The following is a 26,151-nucleotide window of genomic DNA, read 5'->3' on the forward strand; positions in this document are numbered from 1 at the left end:
TTCGGCCCGCAACGCCCCTGTGGCCGCTGTGGGCCAAAACCATCCGCAGAAAAAATACCTTCGGGAGGGTATTTTGTTCTCATGCAGCATTCACCGTGCCGGTGCGGCACAGCGGACACGGCGGAGGGACGTCCGCGATGAGCCAGCTCCGTGCCCAGCGCACGCGCCGCCGGCTTCTGCGCGCCGCCGCCCAGGAGTTCGCCAGGCTCGGCTACTCCGGGGCCCGGCTGACGGACGTGGTCGACCGGATCGGCATGACCAAAGGCGCCCTGTACGGGCACTTCACCTCCAAGCAGGACCTGGCCGCCGCCGTCCGCGACGAGGCCCTGCACCGCTGGGAGACCCTCCGGACGGACGTGGCCGCGACCCGTGCCGACGCGCTCGGGCGGCTGCGGGCGCTGGCCGAACGGCTGGTGCGCTGCATGGAACGCGACCCGCACGTGCGCGCCGCCGCCCGGTTCGCCGCCGACCGGCGGCCGGAAGCGGGGGAGCGGGACCTGCTCGCCGCCGTCACCGCCCACGTCGCCGTCCTCGCACAACAGGCGGAGGACGACGGGCACCTCACGGCGGCCCTGCCCGCCCGCACCTTCACCGACCTGCTCATCACCACCGTCTTCGCGGGCGACCGGTCGGGCTCCGACCGGCGCACCCGGCTCAACGGGCTCTGGGACCTCCTGGACCACACCCGGTGAACGACGAGGACGGCTCCCCCACATCCGGCAACGACGCGCCCCGGACCACCGGCGCGGAAAGGCAGCGGACGCTATGAGCGTGCCGACCTTGGGACCCCAGGCCCTGCGCCTGTTCGAGTACGCCTCGACCCGCAGCGACTGGTCCCTGCGCAGCGCCTGCGAACAACTCGACGCCACCGCGGACGAGTTGGAGCCGGCCCGGCAGGAACTGATCCGTCTCGGCCTGCTCATCGAGGCCGCGGGCGACACCACCGACGGCGAGCGGGCCGCACGGGCCACCGCGCCCGAGGCCGCCCTGCTGCGCCTGCTCACCTCGCAGGAGACGGCCGCGGCCCGGCTGACCGAGGAGATCCGCTCCACCCGCGAACAGATCGACGCGATGCGCGAGGCGTTCCTGCCGCTGCACGCCGCGCGCAGCAGCGGGCTCGACAGCGAGGTCGTCACCGACCCCGACCGGATCGCCCGCGTCCTCGGCGACACCGCCGACATCGCGACCTCCGAGATCCTCAGCATGCACCCGGGGCCCGTCATGGCGCCGGAGGCGCTGGCCGAGGGGTTGCGGCGCGACCAGCGGGTCCTCGACCGCGGGGTCACCATGCGCAGCATCCATCTGCGGCCGATGACCCGCATCATCCACTCGATGAACCATCTTCAGGAGTTGCAGGCGGCGGGCGCGCGGGTGCGCATCGCCCACGTCGTCCCGTTCCGGTTCATCCTCGTCGACCGCGTCCAGGCCCTGGTGCCCGCCCTGCACACCAATTCCAGGAACGCGATGATGGTGCTGCGCGGCGAGGCCGTCACCGCCCTGCTGGTCAAGGTGTTCGAGATGTGCTGGGCCTCCGCCGCCCCGCTGAGCGCCGCCGAGGGCGCCCCCGAGGCCGGGCTCACCTCCCAGCAGCTGTGGGTCCTGCGCCTGATGTCCACCGGCCGCAAGGACGAGGCGATAGCCCGCGAACTCGGCGTCTCCGTGCGCACGCTGCGCCGCGTCATGGCCGACCTCATGGCGCGGCTCGGCGTGGAGAGCCGCTTCCAGGCCGGGATCACCGCAGCGAAGATGGGGCTGCTCGACCAGGGCGACGCTGGCGTACGGGGCGACCCGGGCGCGCCGGGCGGCCCGAGCTGAGGGCACGGGGTGGGTGGGCCGTGCCGCCGGGGCTGGCCGTATCGGCCGTGCGGGCTGTTGTGTCCGGGCCGCCCGAGCGGGCTGCACCCGCCGTGCCGCCCAGGCCACCCGCGCTGACCGCAACCGGACACGCCGCAGGGTGCCGTGCCCGGCTCCTGGCGACCGCGCGGGGCCACTGGCCATGATGAGGCTCCGCCACTCCGGCAGCCTCAGGAGCCCACGTGTTCGACCCCGCACTGCTTCGATCCGTCACCGGGACACCGCTGCGTGTCGAGTGCGCCATCCTGCCCGCCCGGCCGCTGCGCCCGGCGTCGTGGCCCGGCGCCTGGTCCGTCGTCCGGATCACCGCGCGCAACGCGGGCAGCACGGGCCGGGGCGAGGCGACCCTGCGCCCCGGGATCGCCGCCCACCGGCCCGCCGCCCTGCGCACCCAGCTGGACCGGGCGCGCCCCGCGCTGCTCCGCATGATCAGCCCCACCGAACTGCCCGCGCTGCTCCCGGCCGGGCCGCTGCGCAGCGCGATGGACACCGCGCTGTGGGATCTGCTGGCCAAGCGCACGGGACAGCCGGTGTGGTCCCTGGTCGGGGCGGAGCGGCCGCGGTCCGTGCCGCTCGTCCACACCGTGGAGCGGGGCGGACCGGAGGCGCTCGCGGGGGAGTTGGAGCACAGCGCGGACTTCGACGCGCTGCGGGTCAAGCTCGGCGCCCCCGCCGTCGAGGACGACCTCGCCCGGCTCACCGCGGTGCGCAGGCGCCGCCCCGACGCCTGGCTGATGGCCGCCGCCGACGGCGCCTGGGACGTGGACCGGCTGCGCACCATGCTCCCCGTTCTGCACGACCACGGCGTGCGGCTGCTCGAACAGCCTCTGCCGGAGGCCGAGTCCGGGGTGCTCAGCACCTTGCGCCGGCCCTTCCCGATCATCACGAGGACGGCGTACGGGGACGACCGGGACGTCGGCCCCCTGGTCTCCCGCTACGACGGGATGCGGCTCACCCTCGACGCCGTCGGCGGACTGACCACCGCCCTGCGCCTCATGGAACAGGCCGACCAGCTGGGCCTCCTGGTCCTGCTCGGCTCGCCCCCGGCGACACCGCGCTCCTGGGCCGCCGCGCTCCAGGCGGCGCCGGGCGCGCACTACGTGAACTACACGCCCGGGCTCACCCTGCGCGACGGCGCGGGACCGGTGCGGCCGACGGACGGGGCGCTGGCCCCGCCGCCCGCACCGCTCTGGGGCTGAACACCCCGTCACCCGAGGCGCGTCAGCCCCATATCAGGTCACCGGGCGCGTTAGCGGAGGCGGTCGTGTCCGTCCGCCCGGCCGGGGCGGACTGGGCGGCGGAGAACACGCCCGCCGACAGCGCGGCGGCGACGGCGCACACGGAGACGAGACGGGCCAGCTTCGCGGGGACACCGGCGCTGCGGGAGCGGGACATACGCATGGGAAATCCTTCTTCCGGTACGGGGAAAGGAAAGGGGAAGCGGCGCCTTCCAGCGCCTCGGGGAAAACTCTCGCATTCCACCTCCACCTTTGGGCAATGGGTTGATGTGACCCAACGGTGCCGTGGCCGCGACATGCCACCCGAGCCGTGTACCGCACCCGCGAAAACCCTCGGGACCCAACAGGGCCATGGCCCTTCCCGGCCACCTCCACGACGCCTTGTCCCTGCTCAACCCCGCTTAGATAGGGCGGAGTTCGGCTGCGCGAGCGGCGCCGTATCAGGAAAGGGACACGATGTCAGGCACAGCGGAATCACGTCGGATCTCGATATTCGACACCACGCTCAGGGACGGCGAACAAGCTCCCGCGAACGCGATGAACCCGTACCAGAAACTCGACATGGCGCTGCGCGTGGAAGCCCTCGGCGCGGATTACATCGAAGCCGGATTTCCGGCCTCCTCACCCAGCGAGTTCGAGGCCACGGAACTGATATCAAAGAAGCTGACGTCCGCCAGGTTCACCACGTTCTGCCGGGCGGTCCGCGCCGACGTGGACACCGCCGTGGCGGCCGGCGGTACCGACCGCCACCAGGTGCAGATCATGGCCACCGGCAGCGACATGCACCTGCTCCACAAGCGCGGGATCAGCCGCGCGCAGGCGGTCGAGGAGGTCGCGGACACCGTCGCCCACGCCCGCTCCCTCGGCGTCGCGGAGGTGTCCGTCGGCATCGAGGACGCCAGCCGCGGCGAGGAGGAGCTGCTGCACACCATCGTCGACGGCGCCGTCGAGGCGGGCGCCACCTGCTTCGCCGTCGCCGACACCTCCGGCTGCAACCTGCCCCAGGAGTACGCCGCGCTCATCACGGCGTTCCGCTCCTGGCTGCCGGACACGGTCCGGATCGCCACCCACTGCCACGACGACTTCGGCCTCTCCCTCGCCAACGCCGTCGCCGGTCTCCAGGCGGGCGCCGACGAGGTGCAGGCGACCCTCGGCGGCATCGGCGAACGCGCGGGCAACACCCCGCTCGAAGAGCTGGCCGCGCTGCTCTCGTACAAGGGCGACGTCCTCGGCATGCACACCGACATCGACGTCTCCGCCATGTACGAGGCGTACACCGCGCTGCGCGGCCACATCCGCCTGGAGGAGCCCCGCAACAAGGCCATCTTCGGGACGTACGCCTTCGGCACCGCCGCCGGCATCCACCAGCAGGGCATGCTGCGCAACCCGGCCACCTACGAGTACGTGGAGCCCGCCCGGTTCGGCCGCGAGCGCTCCCTGCTCATCGGGCGGCACTCGGGCCGGGCCGTGCTGCGCCACATCCTCGACGAACTGCGCGTCGAGGTGAGCGAGGCGGAGCTGGCCGAGCTGTACCGCACCCACATCGCCGAACGCACGGGCGGCGACTGCGAGGACATCTCCGTGCTCAGGGAGCGGCTGGCCCGGGAGCTCGTGGCCCAGCCGCTCGCGGCGGCCTGACCGCGCCGGCGGCCGGGGCCGACCCCATGCGGCCCCGGCCGCCACCGTGGCACCAAGCGCGGACCAACGCGAGGACCAACAGGAGAGCGGCAATGGAACGGACCGAACGGACCGAGTGGACCGTGCACAACGCCGACGACGGGCGCATCCTGCTGTGCGCGCCGGAACCGGCCGAGGTGACCGTCCTGCTCGCGGACGCCGACCCGGTCTCCCGGCACGTCCTGGCCGGGGCCCTCGCGGGCGCCGACCGGATCACGGTCGCGGGCACGGCCGACAGCACGCAGCCGCTGCACCGCTGGCCGCTGAGCGAGGCCGACGTCGTCGTGCTCGCGGGCCTGGCCGGGCCCCGCCCGGCGCCCGTCGTCACCGAACTGCTGCACAAGGGGGCGCGGGTCGTGCTGCTCGACACCCGGTGGACGGGGCCCTCGCTCGCCGCCGCGCTGACGGCGGGCTGCGCGGGCGCCCTCATCAAGGATCACGAGGTCGGCAGGCTCGCCGCGGCGGTCCGCGCGGTGGCGGCCGGGCACACGGTCGTCTCGCCGCGGCTGGTCGGTCTGTGGCCGGGGGCGCACCGGCCGCCGGAGCGGCCCTCGCGCCCGCCGCGCCCGGACCGCTCCGCCGGAGTGCGGCTGCGCGAACTGACCGAGCGGGAGCGCGCGGTCCTGACCTGTCTCGCCGAGGGGTTGTCGACGAAGGAGACGGCCGAGCGTCTCAAGGTGACCGCGGCGACGGTCAAGAGCCATGTGTCGCACGCGCTGGCCAAACTCGGGGTCCGCAACCGCCTGGAGGCGGTCCTCCTCATGCGCCGCGCGCTCGACGAGGACCTGCCTCCATGGCTGTAGAAGGTCGCCGGTCGTGCGGTCCGGCCGGCGGCGGTCGGGGGAGGTGCCGCCGGCCGGAGGTCCAGGCAGGGGTGGTCAGTCGCCGACGCGGCCGCGGACCCCGTCGAGCCAGCGGCCGGAGTGGCGCTCGGCCGCCGCCTCGTCGCGGAAGGCGTACGTCTTCAACAGCCAGCGTTGGCGGGCCGCGGCCGCGTCGTTGATCTCCATCTTGTCGCGGCTGTGCAGGCCGTCCTGGTTGGCGAAGGTGAAGAGGTCACCGGTGCGGATGCGGTGGCGGGTCTTGTCCGCGCGCACGATCGCGTTCTTCAGCGCGAGCAGGGCGTCCTTCGCCGCGACGGGGGCGTCCGGCGCCGCCGTCGTGCAGGTGTCCAGGTAGCGGAAGCTGTGGTGGTTCTCCAGGATCGGGTGGACCTCGGAGACCGTCAGGGTCTTGTTGTTGTCCCGCGAGAAGACGTCGAACGGCGTGACGAACTGCGCCGTGCGCAGCTCGGCCTGCTCCTCGTCGGTGAGGTGCGCGAGGAGGTCGCGCCCGTCCACGAACCCGGTGTAGATGAACTCGCCCTCGGGGCAGTGCATGCCGAGCAGCGAGATGAAGTCGGCGCGGACCGGGTGCGCGGTGCGGTCGTTGTGGTAGACGAGTTCGCTGTCGCTGAATCCGGTCTGCATACCGCTGTAGCGGTTGATGGCGACGACGTCGGTGAAGAAGTCCCCGTTGAACCGCGTCGCGTAGGACAGCAGCGGCGTCCTCACCAGCTGCGCGAACAGTTCGAGGAACGCCTCGCCGACGAAGGTCTTCTTCTTCGCGTGCTTGTCCGCGACCGGGTCGTCGAGGTCGAGCAGCGGAATCTCCGCGTCCAGCGGGCAGTTGCGCAGCACATGCGCGTCCCGGGCGCCGCTCGCGCGGTCCGCGTGGATACGGGCGCAGAGGTCGGTGAAGAAGGCGGGCACCTCACCACGGGCGATGACGTCGCCGACGGCCCGGGAGAAGTCCTCGTAGTCCTCGTACGGGTTCTTGGCCACGGAGTCGAGCACGGCGGTCAGCTGTTCACGCTCGGGATCGGAGAGTACGTAGACGGGTTCCATACCCCGATCCTCACGGCCACCCGGCGCCCCGCACATCGGCTCCCGGAGGAGCCGCCCGCGCCCTCGTACGCCATCGACGAGCGCCGCCTCCGCCAAAGTGGAGGCGCCCGCTGGGTGCGCGACCAGTGACCGGGCCTGTGGGCAGGGCAGGTCTGTCATTCCCCGCATCACCGGGTCGGGCCGCGCTACCGGGGCGCGAGTTGTTTCTGACTGGATCACACTTTCCTCTCCGGCGCTCCGTCTCCTGCATATGGCAGGTCCCTCCGCCCGGAGGGGCTTGGTCCTCCCTCAGGAGGGGAGGACGTGGATAAGGAGTGAGGAGCGGTTGCATGAAGGCCGAGACTGGAGCCGCCAGTTGCGGCGGAAAGGGCTCGCGATCACCGCGAGTATGGATTCCACGGCCCTTGCGGGGAGGAGGTGTATCCCTCGGGGACTCCGGGACTGATTCATTGCCTCTTGAGTCACGCAAGCAGTGGAACAAGGCCCGGACTATGTGCCCGGTCTGCCTTGCCCTCGCCGGCCAGTACAAGATCTCTCGTCATGAGGCGGAGGACGTCTGGCAGGAGGTCTCTATGGCCGTCTGGAAGCGCCTCCAGCAGGGGCCGGTCGAACATATCGGTGCCTATGTGCGTCAGGCCTGCCGCAACGGCCTGCTGGACCACGCGAAGAAGCAGCAGAAGCGTGCCGAGATCTTCTTCGGCGATGACCAGGAGCGCTACGAGCGGCACAGGGCCTCCGAGCCGGTCTTCACGGAGGCTCTGGACGCGAAGATCCGCGAGATGCTGGACGACATCCGTCCCATCGTCACCGAGCACGAAGCACGGATCTTCATCCTCCGGTGCCAGCTCGGCTGGCGGATCAAGCTCGTCGCCGAGACTTTGCAGATAAGCGAAGACGCGGTCAAGTCCGCCTACCAGTCCGGCAAACGCAAGCTCCGGGCGGTCGGCTACGACGGGGGCCTCCTCGAAGCCCTGAATCCCGACTGATGCATAGGGCCTTGCTCAACTCCTCCTGCCGTCGCCCCCAACCCACGGGATGACAACGGCTCCCCAGCCCTCGCGGCTTTCTTCGCGACCTTGCGGCCGCAGGATCCACCACCCAGGGATCATGCGGCCGCTGGGCCGAGTGGAGACCCGCGCTGCCACGCAGGTCTTCGGCACCAGAGCCAACTGGTGCCAAGTCCGACATCCAACTGATGCCGTTTGCCCGGTATCGGGGGAGGAGTACAGAATGTCCATCTTGACCTCATGGGTCAGCGCCTTCTTCATCGCTCTCTGGGCTGTCCTCGTCAACACGGTCGACAGGTGCAAGATCGCCCTCGACATCGTCATGCTCGACTACCACCGCAAGGTTGTTTCTCGCGGAACCTCGTGGACTTTTCCGTCTCTCGCGCTGACGGGTCCCACTTGGTCAGAGCGAAGGGGCGACCATGTGTGATGAATTATGTAACTGCCCGGCACACGCAGTAGTGGGGACGGCGTCGGGGGTTCGGCACGTACGGGGGACACGGGGGGAAACGGGAGACCAGATCAACTTTGTGAGCGGGCACTTACACAAGTGGTGACGCTCGCCACAACAGACGCGACGCGACTGGGCCGGACCCACTTTTCAGGGTCCGGCCCAGTCATGTCCGGTGTCAGGAACCAAACGGCACCGGAGCCGCTGCCCACTTGGCCTCAGAAACCGTGGGCATCGCGGTGATGGAGCCTCCAAGGAGGATCCACCTTGTTCAGCATCCCCGAGAATCAGGTTGAGCACCACCAAGAAATCGATGTGAAGCTTGCCGGCATCGAGCGTGAAATGTGCCGCTTGGCAGAGCGCAAGGTCGAGGCCGAGCGAGAGCGCCGCCGCCTTCGCCGCCACCGTCGTGCACTTCGCGGCCGTACGCCCGCCCGGATCGTGCGCACGGGGCTCCGCCTTTCGCTCATCAGTGTCGGTACCGTCGCGTTCGTCGTCGGCGGGGTCATGTTCGTCATGGGGGTCCCCGCAGCCAAGATGCTCATCGACGCTGGTACGGCCGCATGGAGTCTCGCGGCCACGTTTTCTGTGAAGTAGCAGTCGGCAAGGGACTGATGTCTCCCGGGAATGGGTTCCGTCCCGGCTGATATCGATCAGCACCGGCTGGCTCCGATCTGTTGCGTCAGCGAGCCCAGCGCAGCGACTGTCCAGCAGGACGGATGGAGTGAAATCCGATACGGGGCACATGTGCAACGACTGCGCCGTTCTCATCGAGGCGGGCACCGCCCGGCACATCAGCCGGTGGTGACCGGCCGACCCAGCGCGGCGGACAGCACCTCGTCGACGAGCCTGTCCGCCGCGTCCGGCCGCCCGAGCGCACGCGCCCGCTCCGCCATGACGGTACGGACCTGCGTATCGGCGAGCAGCCGGACCAGAGCGGTCCGGAGCTGTGCGGCGGTCACCTCTCCCGTCAGGGCGAGTGCGGCCCCGGCCGCCTCCAAGTGGCGGGCGTTGTGCACCTGCTCGTTCCCGGCCGACGTCGCCAGCGGTACGAACACGGCGGGCTTGCCGAGCGCGGTCAGCTCGGCCAACGTCCCTGCCCCGCTGCGGGACACCACGACATCGGCGAGCGCCAGCACATCGGGCAGCTCCGTGCCGACGAACCCGGTCACGTGGTAGCGGCCCGCCAGCAGCGGCGACAGCGCGGCCGCCCGCTCCCGCAGCGCCTCCTCGTTCGCGGGCCCACACTGGTGGACCACATTCGCCCGCTCGAGCAGCCACGGCAGCACCTCGCCGACCAGGCCGTTGATCTGCTGGGAGCCCTGCGCGCCGCCCGTCACGTACACCGTCGGCAGCCTCTGGTCGAAGCCGGTCAGCCCGAGCGCGTGAACAGCCTTGTCCCCGTGTCCTGACAGCACCTCCGGCCGCACCGGGTTGCCGGTCACCACGGCCACCTTGCGGGCCTCGTCCGACAGCAGTTCCAGCGTCGACGCCGACGACACGCAGATCCGGGTGGCCGACCCTGCCAACTGCCGGTTCGCCAGGCCGAGACGGACCGTCTGCTCGTGCAGCACCAGCGGGCGGTGGCAGATACGGGCCGCCATTCCGGCGGGCACCGCCGCGTAGCCACCGGTGGCCAGCACCGCGTCCGGCCTGAATGCCGCGATGGCCCTCCGCGCCTGGGCCACCCCGAGCGGTACGCGCGCCATGTCCCTCACGTTCGCGGGTGACGCCAGTTTGAACGGATTCCTCGACCGGCGGATCTTCCCCGTTGCCACGGCGGTGAAGGCGATGCCTTCGGCCGGTGCCACACGGGCCTCCAGGCCGTCAGCGGCTCCGATCCACAGCACATCGAGCGTCCGGCCCTGGCCGACGAGCCGGGCCTCCAGGGTGCGTACCGCCGTCAGGGCGGGATACGTATGTCCACCGGTTCCACCGCCGGTGACGGCGAGGCGGAAGGGGGTGCCGCGCATCGGGCTGCTCCTCGTACGGCTGGAGAACGAGCGAGCCGCCCACGGTAGTGGGTACGGGGCACTCCAGAGGCACGCGCGACCCCGTCGCATCCTTTCGGGTCAGCAGGAGGCTTCGGGCGAGGCGCTTACACCGCCAGTTCAAGCCCGAGCGCGTCGCGCAGCCCCGTCGCGCCCTCGTCCGTCAGGTGGACGACGCGGGGGGCCGCGCCCCAGCGGACCCAGCCGAGCGTGAACAGGCGGTCTGTCAGGGCCGCGCCGAGGCCGCCGGCCAGGTGGTGTTGCTGTTCGCTCCAGTCGACGCAGTACAGGACGGCGGGGCGGCGCGGCGGGAGGCGGTCCGTGTCGACGCCGAGCGCGGCGAGCTGCCGGTGCCCGGTGTCGGTGATCCGGTACTGGACGTCGCGGCCGTAGGACGAGGGGCGGTCGCGCACCGCCTCCTGGGGGCGGTGGATGCCGTCGTGGCCGCTGAGCACGCCGCGTTCGAGCAGCGCCCGCATCACCGCGACGCCGAGTTGCCCGGCCAGATGGTCGTAGCAGGTGCGCGAGCGGTGCAGGGCGTTGGTGCGGCTGCTCTGCTTCAGGGAGGTGATGGGCAGCGGCGGGGCGATCAGGGCCAGGGACTCCAGGGCGGCGCTCACCTCGGGCCCTGCCAGCCGGTAGTAGCGGTGGCGGCCCTGCTGCTCGACGGTGACGAACTCGCCCTGTACGAGTTTGGCCAGGTGCACACTGGCGGTGGCCGCGCTGACCCCGGCCTCGCCCGCGAGCGCGCCCGCGGGCAGGGCGCGGCCGTCGGCCAGGCATTTGAGGATGCGGGCCCGCGAGGGGTCGGCGATCAGGGCGGCGGCCCGCGCGATGTCGGTCTGGTGCTTGAGGGGCTCGCCCTCCCGGTCGGCGGGGGAGGGGGCGGTGGCACGGGACGGGGCCGGGCGGGCCGGCCCACGGCTGACATTCGGCTCGGCGTTCGCCACGGCATTCGGCACGGCGTTCGGCTGGGCGTTCGGCTCGGCATTCGGCATGTGCACAGCCTAGGACATCGACACTTCGTCGTGCATCTAAACAATGGGGCCCGAAGCTGATCTCATGACCGCCACGGAGATCACCCCCAGCCCTGGGAGCACCGGTTCCACGGCCCCTGCCCCGCAGCAGACCGCCGCCCCCGCCGCCGCCCCCAAGCCCGCCCTCGCCCTCGGCCCGCTCATCGCGCTCAGCCTCGGCTACTTCCTGGTGATGCTCGACGTCACCGTCGTCAACGTCGCCATCCCCGACATCCGCGCCTCGCTCGACACCGGCGCCTCCGCGATGCAGTGGATCGTCGACGGCTACAGCACCGTCTTCGCCGGGCTCCTGCTGCTCGGCGGCGGACTCGCCGACCGGCTCGGGCACCGCCGGATGTTCCTCACCGGACTCGGCGTCTTCACCGCCGCCTCGCTGGCCTGCGGCTTCGCCGCCTCGCCCGGCGTGCTGATCGCCGGTCGGCTCGGCCAGGGCGCGGGCGCCGCGCTGCTCGTCCCCGCCTCGCTCGCGCTGCTCCAGGTCACCTACCCGGACCGGGCGCTGCGTGCGCGGGCCATCGCCATCTGGGGTGCGGTCGCCTCCGTCGCCTTCGGCGCGGGCCCCGCCGTCGGCGGACTGCTCGTCTCCGGGTTCGACTGGCGCTCGGTGTTCTGGCTGAACCTGCCCGTCGGCGCCCTCGCCGTGTTCCTGACCCTGCGCCACGTCCCCGCCTCCCCGCGCAAGACGAACGCCCGCCGCATGGACCCGCTCGGCCAGGTCCTCGGCATCGTCGGCCTCGTCGCCCTGGCCGGCGGCCTCAACGAAGCGGGCTCGCACGGCTGGACCTCCCCGCTCGTCCTGTCCGCCTTCGGACTCGGCGCCGCCGCACTGACCGCCTTCGCGCTGGTCGAGCGCGGCCTCGAAGCCCGCGAGGCCACCGGCCGCACCGAGCGCGCCCCGCTGCTTCCGCCGTCCCTGTTCCGCTCAGGCGCCTTCACCTCGACCGCCGCCATCGGCCTGCTGATCAGCCTCGGCTACTACGGGATGCTCTTCCTGACCACCCTCTACTTCCAGCAGGAGCGCGGCTACAGCGTCCTCGCCACCGGGCTCGCCCTGCTCCCGTCGGTCTGCATGGGCCTGATCGCCGCGCCCCTCTTCAGCCGCGTCGCCGCCCGCACCGGCCCCTACGTCCCGATGGCCGCGGGCCTCGCCCTCGGCACCGCCGGCTTCCTCGGCTGGGTCATGGCCGGACCCCACACCTCCTACCCGGTCCTCCTCTTCGCCCTGATCGCCACCGGACTCGGCCAGACCATGACCGCCCTCGCCGCCACCGCCGCGATCATCGAGGCCGCGCCCGCCTCGGGGGCCGGTATCGCCTCCGCCGTCTTCAACGTCTCCCGGCAGGTCGGCAGCGCCGTCGGCGTGGCCCTGTTCGGCACCTTCGTCGCCGCCTCCGGCACCTTCACCTCCGGCCTGCGCCTGTCGGCGGGGATCGCCGCCGCCGCCTTCGCCACCGGCACCCTGCTCGCCCTCTCGGTACGGCGCCGGGCCCAGCGAAACGCCTGATGGGCACCATCGAAAACGCTGATCGAGCAACCCCCGTACCGTCGATAAGGTGCCGTCATGTCGAGTGCGGAACGCCTGATCGAAGCCACCCGGGACCTCCTGTGGGAGCGCGGCTACTCCGGTACCAGCCCCAAGGCCATCCAGGCGCGCTCCGGTGTCGGGGTCGGCAGCATGTACCACCACTTCGACGGCAAGGCGGGGCTCGCCCTCGCCGCGATGCGGCGCAGCGCCCACGACCTCAAGGAGAGCGCCGAGGCCCACTTCTCCGGGCCCGGCCCGGCGGGGCGCCGCATCGCCTCCTACCTCGGGCGCGAGCGCGACGTGCTGCGCGGCTGCCCCATCGGGCGCCTGACGATGGACGCCGACGTCATCGACAACGACGCCCTGCGCGCCCCGCTGGACGAGGTGTTCGCCTGGCTGCGCGGCCGCCTCGCCGACCTCGTCGCCGAGGGGCAGGAGAACGGTGAATTCTGCCCGGACCTCGACCCGCAGGCGGTCGGCGCGATGCTCGCCGCCGTCGTCCAGGGCGGCTACGTGATGGCCCGCTCGGCCGACACCGTGGAACCCTTCGACGCCGCCACCCGGGGAGCCCTGTGCCTGCTCGGCCTGCGGGTCCCGCAGCACGCGTGAGCGCCCGTCCCAGGACGCCGCGCCGAACATTCCGCCCCGCGAGCGCATTGCGGTGCCGCGTCGCGCGTCCAAAACCGGTCGTCCGGCCGAATCCCTGGTGAACCCCGGCGGGGGCGCGTCCCGGCATGGGGTCGCCCGCGCGCCAGGACCGCGCACCACGGAGACGCGTCATGACACTCACCAGACCCGCGACGGTGCCGTACATCGCCGCGTGGAGCGGCGAGTCGGTGCCGTCCTCCCCGCTCATGTACTCGGTCGCGGTCCCCGGGCTCGCGTACGTCGACGAGAAGCCCGACGACCGTGCGCACGGCGTGCTGTGGAAGCGGTGCGACGACGCCCCGGGCAGGGGCCGGCCCCGGTTCGGCGACGTCCACCCGCGGCGCCAGCTCGCCGTGATGCGCGATCTCGGCTGCCAGGTCTGCGGCCAGAGCGCCGACGAGAACGACGACGGGGTGCTGTGGGTCCTCGAGGACAACCGTGGTGACTGGGCGGGCTGGCCCTCCGGCCTGATGACGACGCACCCGCCGGTCTGTCTGCGCCACGCCAGGGAGGCGATGACCGCCTGCCCGCACCTCGCCACGGGGTGCGTCGCCGTACGGGTCGGGGCGTCCGAGCCGGTCGCGGTCCACGGGCGGCACTTCGCCGTCGACGGGGAGCGCATCGTGGCCCGGGGCCGCGGGGTCGTCGAGCTCGACTCGCCCCGGATCCGGTGGACGCTCGGCGGCCAGCTGCTCCGCAGCCTGCGCGAGTGCACGCTCGTGGATCTCGGCAGGCCGACGCGCGGCGGGCGGCCCATGCGGGCGTGACAGGCGTCGGCCACAGGTTCCCGCCGTCCCGCAGGTCGGTGCCGGCGGGTGGGGAAGGGCGGCGGCGCGTACGGCGCAAAGGGGCGCCGCCGCCCGACCCGAATCGACCCGCAGCAGATCGTCCGCCCGACCCGAAATAGACCCGCAGCAGATCGTCCGCCCGACCCGAAATAGACCCGCGTCAGATCGTCCGCCCGACCCGAATCAGACCGGAGGGACCCCGTCCCGTTCCGCCAGCGCCCGGCCCATTCGTTCGAGCGCCGTCTCCAGGATGTCCGGGGACGTCGCGAACGACACGCGGACGAAGCCCTCGCCGCCCGGGCCGAACGCCGAGCCCGGCATCAGGGCGACACCGGCCCGCTCCAGGACCCACTGGGCGAAGGACGCCGCGTCGGTGAAGCCCGTGCCGCGGATGTCGGCGAAGGCGTAGAACGCTCCGTCCGGGGGCGAACAGACCACACCCGGAAGTGAGTTGAGGCCCCGGATCGTCAGGTCGCGGCGGTGCGCGTACTGCTCGTGCATCTCCCGTACCGGGTCCTGCGGGCCCCTCAGGGCGGCGACCCCGCCCCGCTGCACGAACGAGCCGGTGCAGCCCACGGTGTGCTGCGCCACCTTGAGCAGCTGCTCCATGAGGTCCGTCGGCCCGGCCGCGTACCCGAGGCGCCAGCCGGTCATCGCGTAGCCCTTGGAGAAGCCGTTGACGGTGAGGGTGCGGTCGGCGCAGCACGGCAGGGCGCCGAGGCTGAGGTGTTCGCGGCCGTCGTAGAGGATCTTCTCGTAGATCTCGTCGGCGACGAGGAGAACGTCGTGCTCCGCCGCGAACTGGCTGATCGCGCGCGCCTCCTCGTGGGTCAGGCAGTGGCCCGTCGGGTTGTTCGGCGAGTTGACCAGGAGCGCCTTCGTGCGCGGTGACACATGTGCTTCGAGCAGCTCCCTGGTGATGCGGAAGCCGTTCGCCGCGTCCAGGCCGATCTGTACCGGGTGCGCCCCGATGAGCCGGGCCATCGCCGTGTAGCTGACCCAGCTCGGGGTCGGCACGAGGAGTTCGTCGCCGGGGTCGAGCACCGTGACCAGCGCCGCGAACAGCGCGTGCTTGGCCGAGGGGGTGACGACGATGTCGGTGGCCGCGTCGACGGTGATGTTGTTGTCCTTGGCCAGCTTTTCGGCGATCGCGTCCAGGAGTTCCGGCAGTCCCCGGCTGGGCGTGTAGTGCGTGAAGCCCTCGCGCAGCGCGCCGACCGCCTCGTCGACGACGTGCGCCGGGGTGTCGAAGTCCGGTTCGCCGCCGCCGAGGTCGAGGACGTCGACGCCCTGCGCGCGCAACTGCGCCACCATGTCGAACACCGCGTACGTCGCCGATTTCCCCACGCCGCCGAAGCGGGCCGCGGCCCGGTTGCTCTTGTCGTTGCTCTTGTCGTTGCCCTTGTCGTTGGCCGTCTCGTCGCCCATGTCGTTGGCCATGTCGTCGCCCCCCGCCGTCAGAGGGTCGCGGCCGGCGCGGGCAGCGCGTCGGCGACCGTGGTGAGCGTGGAGATGTGGGACAGGACCTTCAGCGCCGCCTCGTGCACCTCGGCGTCGCCCGCGAGCGTCGCGTCCTCCAGGACCTCGACCCGGTAGTCCCGGTCGTGCGCGGCCTGCGCGGTGGTCAGGACGACCAGCTCCGTGGAGACGCCGGTGAGCAGCAGCGTGTCGATGCCCTGGGTGCGCAGCAGCACCTCCAGGTTCGTGCCGTGGAAGGGGCTGATGCGGTGCTTGGCGATCACCGGTTCGCCGGGCAGCGGCGCGAGCGCGTCGTGCACCTTTGTGGCCCAACTGCCGAGGAGCAGCCGCTCGTCGGGCTTGGCCTTCGCGAACACCGGCGAGCCCGCGGGCCACTGCGGATAGCCCTCGGTGAAGCCGACCACGACGTAGATCACCGGTATGCCCGTCGCGCGGGCCCGCGCGATCGCGTCCGCCGTGTGCTCGATGACGTTCCGCCCGACGGCCTGCCGGTGGTAGCCCTCAGCCGCGTACTTGCCGTCCGGGTGCACGATCTCGTTGATGAGGTCGAGTACGAGGAGCGCCCTGCTCATTTCTCCGCCTTCCTGTTCCGTCACCGTAATGACAGAAATCTATGAACAACTCTCATGCGAAGCATCAATAAAGCCGTCTTGAACAGTAGGTACAGCGGCTCCTATCTTTTTGCCTACAGCCCGCTCATCCCACTGATCGAAAGGTGTCGGACATGAAGGTGGCCATAGTCGGGAGCGGTCCGCGGGGACTTTCGGTCCTGGAGCGCATGGCGGCGCGTCTCGCGGAGCGGCCGCCCGCCGAGGCCACCGACATCTTCCTGATCGACGCGCACCAGGTCGGCAGTGGCCGCGTCTGGCGCACTGACCAGCCGAAATGGTTCCTGATGAACACGGTGGCGGACGAGGTCTCCGCCTTCTCGGGGCAGCCGGACGGCGGCCCCACAAGACCCGGTGCGGGACCGTCCCTCGCGCAGTGGTGGCAGTCGGTGGACCCGGAATACCCGGGCCCCAACAGTTATGCGTCGCGCGCCCTGCACGGACGGTACATGCAATTCATCCTCAACATCATCGAGGAAAGCCTCCCGGGCAATGTCCGGCTGATTCCGATAAAAGCCACCGTCGATCGGCTCGAACGCGGCGACGGCGGTTATCGGCTGACGTTCCGGGAAAGCGCGCACCTCACCGTCGACCGGGTCGTCCTGACGACCGGTCACACCGTCCCCGAGCCCACCGGGAACCAGCGCCGCCTCGCCGAGTACGCGGACGCGCACCCCGGACTGCGGTACATCGCCGGTGACTCGGCCGCCGACATGCCGCTCGACGCGATCCCGGCGGGCACGCCCGTCGGGGTGCTCGGCCTCGGTCTCTCCTTCTACGACGTGATGGCCGCCCTCACCGAGGGGCGCGGCGGAACTTACGAGGAGGACGGGCGCGGCGGTCTCGTCTACCGGCCGAGCGGCACCGAGCCGGTGCTCGTCGCCGGTTCGCGCAGCGCCATGCCGCTGCCTGCCCGGGGCCGCAACCAGAAGCACCACGACCACCGCTACGACCACATGCTGTTCACCACCGAACGCATCCTGGCCTCGCGCACGCACGGCGAGATCTCCTTCGCCGAGGACGCGGTGCCGTGGCTGCTCGCCGAGGTCGAACTCGTCTACTACGCGACGACGTTGGAAGCGCGGCACGGGCCGGGGAAGTCGGCCGCGTTCGTCGCCGAGGTGGTCGCCGCCGCCGAGGACGGGGTGCCCGACGTCGTCGCCATAGCCGCCGGGTACGGGCTCGCGGACGTGGACCGCATCGACCTCGACGAGCAGGCCCGCCCGTTCGCGGGCCGCCACTTCGACAACCCGGAGGCCTTCGCCGCCGCTCTGACCGGGGCGCTCGCCGACGACCTGGCGCACGCCGAGACCGGCAACGTCGACGACCCGCTCAAGGCCGCCCTCGACGTCATCCGCGACTCCCGCGCCGTCATCCGCTCGCTCGTCGACTTCGCCGGGCTCACCCCGACCTCGCACCGCGAGGACTTCCTCGGCTGGTACGTGCCGCGCAGCTCCTTCCTCGCGGCGGGCCCGCCCCGGGTGCGCCTGCGCCAGGTGATGGCGCTCCTGGAGTGCGGCCTGCTGCGGATCGCCGGACCCGACACCCGGTACCTGCCCGACCCCGCGTCCGGCCGCTTCGCCGTGCACTCGCCGTACGTGGCCGGGTCCAAGGTGCTCGTCGACACCGTCGTCGACGCCCGTATCCCCACCCCCGACGTGCGCACCGACCCGCATCCGCTCACCCGGAACCTGGTCGCCCAGGGACTGTGGACCTCGTACGTCAACCGGGGCGCCGACGGCGACCGGTTCGACACCGGCGGCGTCGCCGTCACCGGGGCGCCCTTCCACCCGCTCGACGCGGACGGCCGGGCCGAGCGGGGCCTGTACGTCCTGGGCATCCCCACCGAGCACACCCGCTGGTTCATGCAGGGCGGCAGCAGCCGCCCGGGTTTCTGGACGGACTTCGTGCAGAACGCCGACGCCATCGCCGCCGACCTCGTCACCCCGCTGCGGGCCGCCGTCCCCGCCCCGGCCGACGCCGCCCTCGCCCGCTAGGAATACGCCGCCCTCGCCCGTCAGCCGATCCTGCCCCGCCGACCCTTTCGCCCCGCCGCCGCCGAGAAAGCGAGCCCCGCCATGTCCCTCGTCACCGCCCCTGCCGTGCCCGCCGACGCCGCCGCGCCGCCGCGCCCCGTGACCGTCGTACGCGACATCTTCGACCCCCTCGGGCTCGACGCGCTGTCCTGGGAGAGCTGGGCCGAGCCCGGCCGGGCCGGCGTCGACGTGCACCGCCTCTACACCACCGACGACGCCGCGAACGGCGCGGCGATGATCACCAGGATGGCGCCGGGCGCCCACGGCGACCTGCACGAACACCTCGGCCACGAACTGATCGTGGTCCTGGACGGCGAACTCCTCAACAGCAACGGCGACCGCTACCGGCCCGGCGACCTGGTCATCGAGGAGCCCGGCAGCGTCCACCAGGTCAGCACCGAGACCGGCTGCACCGTGCTCGGCATCCGCCACGCCCCGACGCGCCCGGTGGCGTGAGCGGGCGCGGACTCTCTCAGCGCACCGCAACGGGCCGCCTCCCCTGGTCGCTGCGGAGCGCCAGCGGACGCGCCGCGTCGACGAACGCCTCCACCGCCGGAGAGCCGTGCGAGCCGAGCCGCGTCCCGAGCCCCAAGTGCCGGACGACGGCGGGCGACAGCGGCACCAGGCGCACGTCGGGCAGGACAAGGGGCAGGGCGAGGCGCGGCAGGACGGTCACGCCGAGTCCGGCGCCGACCATGGCGAGCAGCGCGTTGATGTCCCGCAGATGGTGGCCGACCTCGGGATCGAGGCCCACCGTGCGGAACGCGGCCCGCACCAGCGTCTCGACCGCGCCGACCGGCATCAGGAACGGGTCCCGCGCCAGCTCGTCGATGCGCAGCTCGGCCCGCTCCGCCTCGCGGTGGCCCGACGGCACCACCGCGACCAGCTCGTCCTGGAGCAGCGGGACCGTGGTCAGGCCCCGCTTGGGCAGGGTGACGATGCCGACGTCGACGCCGTTGCCGCGCAGCCACTGGGTGATCTGGGTGTCGCTGCCCTCGCGCAGCTCGATCTCAAGGCGGGGGCAGCGCGCCCGCAGTTCGGCCATGACGGCGGGCAGCAGCCGGGCCGCGAAGCTCTGGCTGGTGCCGATCCGCAAGGGGCCCTCGGGCCCGGCCCCTGCGGCGCGGGCGGCCCGCCGGACCCGTTCGGCCTGCACCACCATCAGGCGCGCCGGTTCCAGGGCCCGGTGCCCGGCGTCGGTGAGCCGCACCCCGGAGCGGTCCCGCTCCATCAGGGTCACGCCCAGCTCCGCCTCCAGACCGGCGATGGCGTGGCTGATCGCGGACTGGCTGATCTCCAGGGCGCGGGCCGCGTTGGTGAACGAGCCGGTGTCGGCGATGGCGACGAACGCGGCGCACTGCGTCAGCTTCATCGGTCCACCGCGACCGGCACAGGCACCTGCACCGGCACAGGCGCCTGCACCGGCACCGGCGTCCGCGTCACCGGCAGCGCCGGGCGCCTGGTCGCCTCGTAGTTGGCGATGTCCTCGGCGAAGCGCAGGGTGTCGTCGATGGCGTCCAGGCCGCCGAGGAGACGGCGCCGCACGTCCTCGTCGAGGGTGAAGGGCTGTACGAGGTAGCCGCACCGCACCTGCTGCTCCTGGAGGTCGACGGTGACCTCGACCGTCGGGTCCTCCTCCGTGAGCCGCCACAGGCGCTCCACCACCGCGTGCGGTACGACGACGGTGAGCAGGCCGTTCATCAGCGAGTTGCCGCGGAAGATGTCGCCGAACCGGGGCGCGATCACCACCCGGAACCCGTAGTCCTGGAGCGCCCAGACCGCGTACTCGCGCGAGGAGCCGGTGCCGAAGTCGGTGCCCGCGACCAGGATGTCGGCGCCCTGCCGCTCCGCCCGGTTGAGGACGAAGCCGGGGTCGGCCCGCCAGTCGGCGAACAGCGCGTCGGCGTGCCCGTCGCGGGTGGTGCTCGCGCAGAACCGCACCGGGATGATCTGGTCGGTGTCGACGTCGGTGCGGCGCAGCGGCACCGCGCGGCCGGTGTGCCGGATGAACTTCTCCATGGCGTGGTGGCTCCGTCTCACGGATCGGTGGAGGTCTCAGAGATCGGCGGGCGAGGACAGCCGGCCGGTGACCGCCGTCGCGGCGGCCACGGCGGGCGACACGATGTGGGTGCGGGAGCCGCGGCCCTGCCGGCCCTCGAAGTTGCGGTTGTTGGTGGACGCGGCCCGCTGGCCGGGCAGGAGCCGGTCCTCGTTGAGCGCCGCGCACATCGAGCAGCCCGCGCCGATCCGGAAGTCGGCGCCCGCCTCGGCGAACACCTGGTCCAGGCCCTCCTCGACGGCGCGCAGGCGCACCTGCGCCGAGCCCGGCACGATCATCATGTGCAGCCCGTCGGCGACCTTGCGGCCGCGCAGCACGTCGGCGGCGGCTCGCAGGTCCTCGATGCGGCTGTTGGTGCAGGAGCCGAGGAAGACGGTGTCGACGGTGATGTCGCGCAGCGCGGTGCCCGGCTTCAGGTCCATGTAGGCGAGGGCCCGTTCGGCGGCGGCGCGCTCCTCGGCCGTCGCGAAGTCCGCGGCGGCCGGGACGTGGCCGTCGAGCGGGATGCTCTGCGCCGGGTTGGTGCCCCAGGACACGTACGGGCTCAGGGAGGCCGCGTCGAGGTGGACCTCCTTGTCGAAGCGGGCGTCCGCGTCGGTGGCCAGGGAGCGCCAGTACGCGACCTCGGCGTCCCAGGCGGCGCCCTCGGGCATCCCGGGACGGTCGGCGAGGTAGGCGAACGTCGTCTCGTCCGGGGCGATCATCCCGGCCCGCGACCCGGCCTCCACGGACATGTTGCACAGCGTCATCCGGGCCTCCATCGACAGCGCCCGGACGCCCTCGCCCCGGTACTCGATGATGTGGCCCTGTCCGCCCGCCGTCCCGACCCGCGCGATCAGCGCGAGGACGAGGTCCTTGGCGCCGACGCCCTCGGGCAGTGTCCCGGCGACGTTCACCGCCATGGTCCGCAGCGGCCGCATCGGCAGCGTCTGGGTGGCCAGGACGTGCTCGACCTGGCTGGCGCCGATGCCGAACGCGAGCGCGCCGAACGCGCCGAGCGTCGTGGTGTGCGAGTCGCAGCACACGATGGTCATCCCCGGGCGTACGAGGCCGAGTTCGGGCGCGATGACGTGGACGATGCCCTGGCCGGGGTCGCCGAAGCGGTGCAGCGGGATGCCGAACTCGGCGCAGTTGGCCCGCATCAGCTCGGCCTGCCGGCGCCCCTCGCGGTCCTTGATGACGCGGTCCAGGGCGAGCGTCGGCGTGTTGTGGTCCTCGGTGCCCACCGTCAGGTCGGGGCGGCGCACCGTGCGGCCCGCCGCGCGCAGCCGGTCGAACGCCTGCGGGGTGTTCACCTCGTGGAGCAGCTGCAGATCCACGTAGAGCAGATCGTCGCCGCCGCCCCCGCCCCGCACCACATGGGCGTCCCACGTCTTGTGCGCCAGTGTCCTGCCCATGGTCTCCCTCACGTCGCTCCCCTGCGGTTGCGGGTACGTAGATCATGGGGCGCCGGAGGGGCGGAGGGACGGGCTCGCCCCTGGCCCCCAGGGGCGTGACCGGTCGAGGCCACGGCGCCACCGCACACGCGAAGGCCCCGCACCGGGCCCGGGGTTCACCCGGGTCCGGCACGGGGCGGCCGCGTGGGAAGCGGCGGCGGATCAGTAGTGCACCCGCCGGTTGTCGTCCGTGACCCGGTAGCGCACGTTCCACAGGCTGCGCCGCACGTAGGTGCGCTGGAGCCAGCGGTCCTGGCCGTCGTAGCGGGCGGTGAACGTCGAGCGGGCGTGCACACCCTTGCGGTTGTTGATCAGCAGGGCCTGTCCTGGCCGCAGGCGGACGCTGTGCGCGACGGTCCCGCACACCTCCTGGAGGATGTCGAGGGCCTCGCGGGCGCCGCCGGTGAGCGGGTGCACGCCGTTGGCGGAGATCGCGATCTCCGGGTACGAGGTGTGCCCGCTGATCATCGCCACCGGGTCGGAGAGCACTTCCTGGCCGTCGGCGACGTCGCGGACATAGCTGCCCGGCGCGTTGAGCCGGAACAGCGGGGAGCGCAGCGTCTCCAGGACCGAGGCGGGCAGCGCGGCGGAGATGTCGCGGGCGTCGGCGTAGTAGGTGCCGGCGATCCCGTCGTGGTCGGCGCGCAGGCAGCTGAGGACGAGGAAGTCCGGGTTGGCGACGTCGTAGCGGCCGATCACGTCGTGCATGATGTCGCTGTGGAAGTTGAGGAAGACCTCCGACCCCTGGTTGGTCTGGGTCTTCGAGCCGCCCGGCACCGGCACCACGTCATGGATCAGCTGGCCGGCCTTCTCCGTCAGGACGCCCATCGGCTCGCCGAGCAGACCGCTCAGGCCGAGCAGCACGCCCTCGGCGACGAACGAGGTCTTCTCGGTGCTGGGGCCGCCGTCCGAGGGGGTGTCCGGCAGCACGGCGTCCACGGGAAGGTTGCTGACGAGGGCGACGCCCGGGGTGTCGACATGCCGCCCGAAGTCCATCACCTGCTGCAGGAGCGCGGTCGGCAGCGTCGCGAAGATCTGCAGCAGCCTCGCCGTCGACCGGTCGATGTCGATGTTCGGATCAGGGAGCGCCGCCAGCTGTTCGGTGAGGGCGTCTCGGACGGCGTCGGGAAGGGCGATCTCGGCGAAGGTCGGCCCGGAGAGGGGGGCGGTGGCCGGGACGCCGTGGTCGGTGGTCGCGGTCATGTTCATACTCCTTGCATCTCGAGCAGGGGTGCGTTGGGGTCCGCGCTCGGGCGGTTCACGTGGTCGTGCAGTCGTTGGGACAGGTGCAGCGCGTCCTCCTCGTCCCGGGCCAGCTGGGTCACCACCTCGCTGCCGCGGATCGCGGAGACCGGCACCCCCGCGTACTCGCCGGGGGTGATGCCCTGGCGCCGCTGGAACTCGGGGAGGTCGACGAAGCCGCCGGTGACCGCGACGAGCGGGCCCGACGTCAGGCGCACCACGTCGATGTTGGCGCCGTGGAAGGCCGCGTACGCCTGGTCGGCGAACTCGTCGGTGGCGTAGCGCAGCGCGGCGGAGCGCTGGTTCAGGACGACGGCGGCGACCGTGGAACCGGCGGCGCCGATGACGGTGCCGATGGTGAACGGGTCCCGGTTGTAGCGGCACACGATCTCGATGCCGTGGCGCTGGGCGAGCCGCACCGACCTGCGGTGCAGCACCTTCGCGCCGTACAGGGACATCAGCGACGCCGTGTTGTACGACACCTGGTGGAGCAGTTGCGCGCCGGTGATCAGGTGCGGGTCGCTGCTGTAGATGCCGTCGACGTCGGAGTGCACCTCGCAGCGCGCCGCGCCGACGGCCGCCGCCACCGCCACCGCCGACAGGTCCGAGCTGTTCTTGCCGAGCCAGGTCGGCCGGCCCTCCTTGTCCGCGGCCTGGCCGCCGGGGACCACGACGACCTCGTTCTCGCTCAGCGCCGCGCGCAGCGGAGCCGGGTCCGTGTGTTCCAGGCGGGCCCACATGAACGCCGAGTCGGTGGTCAGGCCCAGCTGGTGGCCCGCGAGCACGGTCGCGCTGCGGCCGGTGCGGTGCAGCGCCGTCGCGAGGAGCTGCGCGCCGACGGTGTCGGCGAGCGTCAGCAGACCGGCGACCGTCTCGTCCTCGGGGTGCGCGTTGACCTGGCTGAGGCGCTCGCGGAACTGCTCGGTCTCGCCCGGCTGGCCGCTCACCACGACCACCAGGCGGGTGTTCTCCTGCTCCACCCTGCGCGACAGCGCCTCGGCGAGCTGCCCGTACGCGGCGAGCGTACGGAAGCTGGAGCCGCCGAACTTCATCACGACGGGCGGCTTGACGTGCGCCGGTGGCGCGGAGGCCGTCACACCGTCCCCCGGGCCATGAGCTCCTCCGCGATCTGGATCGCGTTCAGGGCGGCGCCGATGGTGAGGTTGTCGGCGACCAGCCAGAGCCAGAAGGCGCGCGGGTTGTTGGGGTTGACCCGGACCCGGCCGACGTGGACCCGGTTCGGGTCGTCGATGGTGGCCGGGGTCGGGAACTGCCGGACCTCGTCGAGGTCGTGCACGGTGACCTCGGGCAGCGCGGCGAGCACCTCGACCAGCTCGGCGCGGTCCACGACGCCCTGCGCCTCGATCCAGACGGCCTCCGAGTGCCCGGTGACGACGGGGACGCGGACACAGGTGGTGGTGACGTCCAGGTGCGGGATGCCGAGGATCTTCCGGGACTCCTGGAGCATCTTCTGCTCCTCAAGGGTGAACCCGGTGTCGAGGAAGCGGTCGATCTTCGGGATGACGTTGAACGCCAGGGAGGGGGTGAACTCCTTGTTCGGGTACGGCTCGTCGGGCCGCTCCAGGGCCGCCCGGCTGGCGTCCTTCAGCTCGTCCACGCCCGGGTGGCCGAGGCCCGACGCCGCCTGGTAGGTGCTGACGACGGCCTGCCGCACGCCCCAGCGCTCCTCGACGCCCTTCAGGAGCCGGACGAGGGGGATCGTCGAGCAGTTCGGGTTGGCGATGACCCCGGACTTCGGACGCTGGTCCAGCTCGTGGGCGTTGACCTGCGGGACGACGAGCGGGGTGTCCGGGTCCATGCGGTAGGCGATGGTGTTGTCGATGACGACGGCACCGGCCGCGGTCGCCTTCGGCACCCACTGCTGGCTGGCCTCCGTACCGGCCGAGAAGAACGCCAGGTCCACGGTGGAGAAGTCGAACTCGTCGACCGCCTGCACCGGGTACGCGATTCCGTCGACGGTGAGTTCGGTGCCGGCCGAGCGGGCCGAGGCGACCAGCTGGACCGAGCGGTAGCGAAGACCGCGCTGCTCGATCAGGTCGATGAGCGTGTTGCCGACGGCTCCGGTCGCCCCGACGATGGCTATGCGCGGCGCGCTGGAATCGGTGACGAGCGTCATCGGGAGCCTCCGGAGGTGATCGTGACCTGGTTGTCGGTGGTCGTGCCGGTGGTGGTCCGGCTGGTGGTCGTCGTGTCGGCGGCCGTCTCGTCGGCGGCGGGCGCCGCCAGCGGGGCCTTCGCCTTCCGCTTGAAGGACCAGCCCAGGTTGATGCCCAGGCTCGCGGCGACGATCAGCGGAATGCCGAGCGCCTGGAGCAGGCTGACGCTGTGCCCGTACACCGCCCAGTCCATGAGCATCGCGACGGCCGGGTAGACGAAGGCGAGCACGGCGATCTTCGGCGTGGGCAGCTTCTGGTACGCCGAGTACATGAGGACGTACATCACGCAGGTGTGGATGAGGCCGAGGCCGACGAGCCAGCCCCAGTCGGCGCCCGTGCCCTTCATCTCGCCCAGGGACGTGAAGGGCAGCAGCAGGAAGATGCCGAGCACCAGCTGGACCAGGGCGACCAGGTGCGGACGTACGCCCGTGACCCGCTTGGTGATGACGGTGGAGATGGCGTAGAAGACGGCGGCGAGCAGCGCGTAGCCGAGGCCCGCCAGGTAGGAGCTGTCGCCGCTGCCCGTCAGGTCGGACGCGGAGACGCCCGCGACCAGGATCAGGCCGACGAACGCGACACCGAGCCAGCCGAACTTCGTCGCCGTCAGCTTGTCGCGGAAGAGCAGCGCGCCGAGCAGCACCACGTAGAACGGCTGCGTGTGGTAGACGACCGTCGCCACCGAGATGGACGTGCCCTCGTAACTCTCGAACAGGAACGCCCAGTTGAAGACGATGAAGACGCCGCCGAGCGCGGCGAGACCCAGCTTCTTCGGCGTGAAGTTGTGGTTCTTGAAGAAGCCGCGCACCAGGCAGTACAGGCCCAGGGCGGCGGTGCCGAACAGGCAGCGGAAGAAGACGACGTTGAAGGGGGACGCGCCCGATTCGATGACGAAGACGCCGAGGGTGCCCGAGAGCACCATGGCGAGGGTCAGCTCGGTCGCTCCCTTCTTCTCCGTGCCCGGGGCCCGGGTGTCGGTACTCATGAGGAAGCCTTTCGCAGCAGGAAGGAATCG

Annotated in this window: 26 protein-coding genes; 13 read left to right on the forward strand and 13 right to left on the reverse strand. The window is 71.9% G+C overall.

What is annotated here, in order from left to right; translation table 11 throughout:
- The first annotated feature begins 137 nt into the window (after positions 1-137).
- The 3 genes from C1N81_RS01360 to C1N81_RS01370 all read left to right on the forward strand — a co-directional run bounded on the left by C1N81_RS01360 (position 138) and on the right by C1N81_RS01370 (position 3,053).
- On the forward strand, positions 138-692 hold the full coding sequence (locus C1N81_RS01360) for a TetR family transcriptional regulator (protein ID WP_394425849.1): 555 nt from the start codon (positions 138-140) through the stop codon (positions 690-692).
- Positions 693-771: 79 nt separating this feature from the next.
- Complete coding sequence (locus C1N81_RS01365; RefSeq protein ID WP_394425850.1) at positions 772-1,815, forward strand: helix-turn-helix transcriptional regulator; 1,044 nt, start codon at positions 772-774, stop codon at positions 1,813-1,815.
- Positions 1,816-2,036: 221 nt separating this feature from the next.
- The gene (locus tag C1N81_RS01370; protein ID WP_394425851.1) at positions 2,037-3,053 is read left to right on the forward strand and encodes an enolase C-terminal domain-like protein; all 1,017 of its coding nucleotides are present in this window, start codon (positions 2,037-2,039) and stop codon (positions 3,051-3,053) included.
- Between the two features lie 22 nt (positions 3,054-3,075).
- On the opposite strand, the gene C1N81_RS01375 is transcribed toward C1N81_RS01370, so the two are convergent.
- The gene (locus C1N81_RS01375) at positions 3,076-3,255 is read right to left on the reverse strand and encodes a hypothetical protein (RefSeq protein WP_394425852.1); all 180 of its coding nucleotides are present in this window, start codon (positions 3,253-3,255) and stop codon (positions 3,076-3,078) included.
- 293 nt (positions 3,256-3,548) lie between these two features.
- Between C1N81_RS01375 and C1N81_RS01380 the strand changes: the two genes are divergently transcribed.
- Together C1N81_RS01380 and C1N81_RS01385 are read left to right on the forward strand one after the other, a co-directional pair.
- Complete coding sequence (locus C1N81_RS01380) at positions 3,549-4,730, forward strand: LeuA family protein (protein ID WP_394425854.1); 1,182 nt, start codon at positions 3,549-3,551, stop codon at positions 4,728-4,730.
- 92 nt (positions 4,731-4,822) lie between these two features.
- Entirely contained in the window at positions 4,823-5,572 is a 750-nt protein-coding gene (locus C1N81_RS01385) for a response regulator transcription factor (protein WP_394425855.1), read from the forward strand.
- A gap of 75 nt (positions 5,573-5,647) precedes the next feature.
- Here the strand turns inward: C1N81_RS01385 and C1N81_RS01390 are convergent, their stop codons facing one another.
- Positions 5,648-6,655, reverse strand: coding sequence for a TauD/TfdA family dioxygenase (locus C1N81_RS01390; protein WP_394425856.1), 1,008 nt, complete (start codon positions 6,653-6,655; stop codon positions 5,648-5,650).
- A 491-nt stretch (positions 6,656-7,146) separates the two neighbouring features.
- Here C1N81_RS01390 and C1N81_RS01395 point away from each other — a divergent pair, with 491 nt between their 5' ends.
- The 3 genes from C1N81_RS01395 (at position 7,147) to C1N81_RS01405 (ending at position 8,710) form a co-directional block, all read left to right on the forward strand.
- Positions 7,147-7,641: an RNA polymerase sigma factor gene (locus tag C1N81_RS01395; protein WP_394426230.1), complete on the forward strand. Its 495-nt coding sequence runs from the start codon at positions 7,147-7,149 to the stop codon at positions 7,639-7,641.
- Between the two features lie 244 nt (positions 7,642-7,885).
- Entirely contained in the window at positions 7,886-8,092 is a 207-nt protein-coding gene (locus C1N81_RS01400) for a hypothetical protein (protein WP_394425857.1), read from the forward strand.
- 288 nt (positions 8,093-8,380) lie between these two features.
- The gene (locus C1N81_RS01405; RefSeq protein WP_394425858.1) at positions 8,381-8,710 is read left to right on the forward strand and encodes a hypothetical protein; all 330 of its coding nucleotides are present in this window, start codon (positions 8,381-8,383) and stop codon (positions 8,708-8,710) included.
- A 197-nt stretch (positions 8,711-8,907) separates the two neighbouring features.
- Here C1N81_RS01405 and C1N81_RS01410 read toward each other — a convergent pair whose 3' ends face one another.
- Entirely contained in the window at positions 8,908-10,086 is a 1,179-nt protein-coding gene (locus C1N81_RS01410) for a UDP-N-acetylglucosamine--N-acetylmuramyl-(pentapeptide) pyrophosphoryl-undecaprenol N-acetylglucosamine transferase (RefSeq protein ID WP_394425859.1), read from the reverse strand.
- A gap of 125 nt (positions 10,087-10,211) precedes the next feature.
- Positions 10,212-11,102, reverse strand: a complete 891-nt coding sequence (locus C1N81_RS01415) for an ArsR/SmtB family transcription factor (RefSeq protein ID WP_394425861.1) — start codon at positions 11,100-11,102, stop codon at positions 10,212-10,214.
- A gap of 64 nt (positions 11,103-11,166) precedes the next feature.
- Here C1N81_RS01415 and C1N81_RS01420 point away from each other — a divergent pair, with 64 nt between their 5' ends.
- The 3 genes from C1N81_RS01420 (at position 11,167) to C1N81_RS01430 (ending at position 14,081) form a co-directional block, all read left to right on the forward strand.
- Entirely contained in the window at positions 11,167-12,645 is a 1,479-nt protein-coding gene (locus tag C1N81_RS01420; RefSeq protein ID WP_394425863.1) for an MFS transporter, read from the forward strand.
- 57 nt (positions 12,646-12,702) lie between these two features.
- Complete coding sequence (locus C1N81_RS01425; protein WP_394425864.1) at positions 12,703-13,275, forward strand: TetR/AcrR family transcriptional regulator; 573 nt, start codon at positions 12,703-12,705, stop codon at positions 13,273-13,275.
- A gap of 170 nt (positions 13,276-13,445) precedes the next feature.
- On the forward strand, positions 13,446-14,081 hold the full coding sequence (locus C1N81_RS01430; protein WP_394425866.1) for a hypothetical protein: 636 nt from the start codon (positions 13,446-13,448) through the stop codon (positions 14,079-14,081).
- 204 nt (positions 14,082-14,285) lie between these two features.
- Here the strand turns inward: C1N81_RS01430 and C1N81_RS01435 are convergent, their stop codons facing one another.
- Together C1N81_RS01435 and C1N81_RS01440 are read right to left on the reverse strand one after the other, a co-directional pair.
- Positions 14,286-15,542, reverse strand: a complete 1,257-nt coding sequence (locus C1N81_RS01435; protein WP_394425868.1) for a pyridoxal phosphate-dependent aminotransferase — start codon at positions 15,540-15,542, stop codon at positions 14,286-14,288.
- Between the two features lie 17 nt (positions 15,543-15,559).
- Entirely contained in the window at positions 15,560-16,153 is a 594-nt protein-coding gene (locus C1N81_RS01440; protein ID WP_394425870.1) for a cysteine hydrolase family protein, read from the reverse strand.
- Between the two features lie 152 nt (positions 16,154-16,305).
- Between C1N81_RS01440 and C1N81_RS01445 the strand changes: the two genes are divergently transcribed.
- Positions 16,306-18,186 (forward strand): FAD/NAD(P)-binding protein, encoded by a 1,881-nt coding sequence (locus C1N81_RS01445; protein WP_394425871.1) that lies wholly within the window; start codon positions 16,306-16,308, stop codon positions 18,184-18,186.
- 81 nt (positions 18,187-18,267) lie between these two features.
- The gene (locus C1N81_RS01450; protein WP_394425873.1) at positions 18,268-18,681 is read left to right on the forward strand and encodes a cupin domain-containing protein; all 414 of its coding nucleotides are present in this window, start codon (positions 18,268-18,270) and stop codon (positions 18,679-18,681) included.
- A 16-nt stretch (positions 18,682-18,697) separates the two neighbouring features.
- Here the strand turns inward: C1N81_RS01450 and C1N81_RS01455 are convergent, their stop codons facing one another.
- The 7 genes from C1N81_RS01455 to C1N81_RS01485 all read right to left on the reverse strand — a co-directional run bounded on the left by C1N81_RS01455 (position 18,698) and on the right by C1N81_RS01485 (position 26,121).
- Complete coding sequence (locus tag C1N81_RS01455) at positions 18,698-19,597, reverse strand: LysR family transcriptional regulator (RefSeq protein WP_394425875.1); 900 nt, start codon at positions 19,595-19,597, stop codon at positions 18,698-18,700.
- Entirely contained in the window at positions 19,594-20,244 is a 651-nt protein-coding gene (leuD, locus tag C1N81_RS01460) for a 3-isopropylmalate dehydratase small subunit (protein WP_394425878.1), read from the reverse strand. The genes C1N81_RS01455 and leuD overlap by 4 nt, the downstream gene beginning before the upstream one ends.
- A gap of 36 nt (positions 20,245-20,280) precedes the next feature.
- The gene (leuC, locus tag C1N81_RS01465) at positions 20,281-21,681 is read right to left on the reverse strand and encodes a 3-isopropylmalate dehydratase large subunit (RefSeq protein ID WP_394425880.1); all 1,401 of its coding nucleotides are present in this window, start codon (positions 21,679-21,681) and stop codon (positions 20,281-20,283) included.
- Between the two features lie 201 nt (positions 21,682-21,882).
- Complete coding sequence (locus C1N81_RS01470) at positions 21,883-22,923, reverse strand: TauD/TfdA family dioxygenase (RefSeq protein ID WP_394425882.1); 1,041 nt, start codon at positions 22,921-22,923, stop codon at positions 21,883-21,885.
- A gap of 2 nt (positions 22,924-22,925) precedes the next feature.
- The gene (locus C1N81_RS01475) at positions 22,926-24,059 is read right to left on the reverse strand and encodes an amino acid kinase family protein (protein ID WP_394425884.1); all 1,134 of its coding nucleotides are present in this window, start codon (positions 24,057-24,059) and stop codon (positions 22,926-22,928) included.
- Entirely contained in the window at positions 24,056-25,099 is a 1,044-nt protein-coding gene (locus tag C1N81_RS01480) for an aspartate-semialdehyde dehydrogenase (protein ID WP_394425886.1), read from the reverse strand. Before C1N81_RS01480 ends, C1N81_RS01475 begins: the two co-directional genes overlap by 4 nt.
- On the reverse strand, positions 25,096-26,121 hold the full coding sequence (locus C1N81_RS01485; RefSeq protein ID WP_394425888.1) for a DMT family transporter: 1,026 nt from the start codon (positions 26,119-26,121) through the stop codon (positions 25,096-25,098). Before C1N81_RS01485 ends, C1N81_RS01480 begins: the two co-directional genes overlap by 4 nt.
- Positions 26,122-26,151 lie beyond the last annotated feature (30 nt).

It is taken from the genome of Streptomyces sp. SGAir0957, from assembly GCF_043523415.1.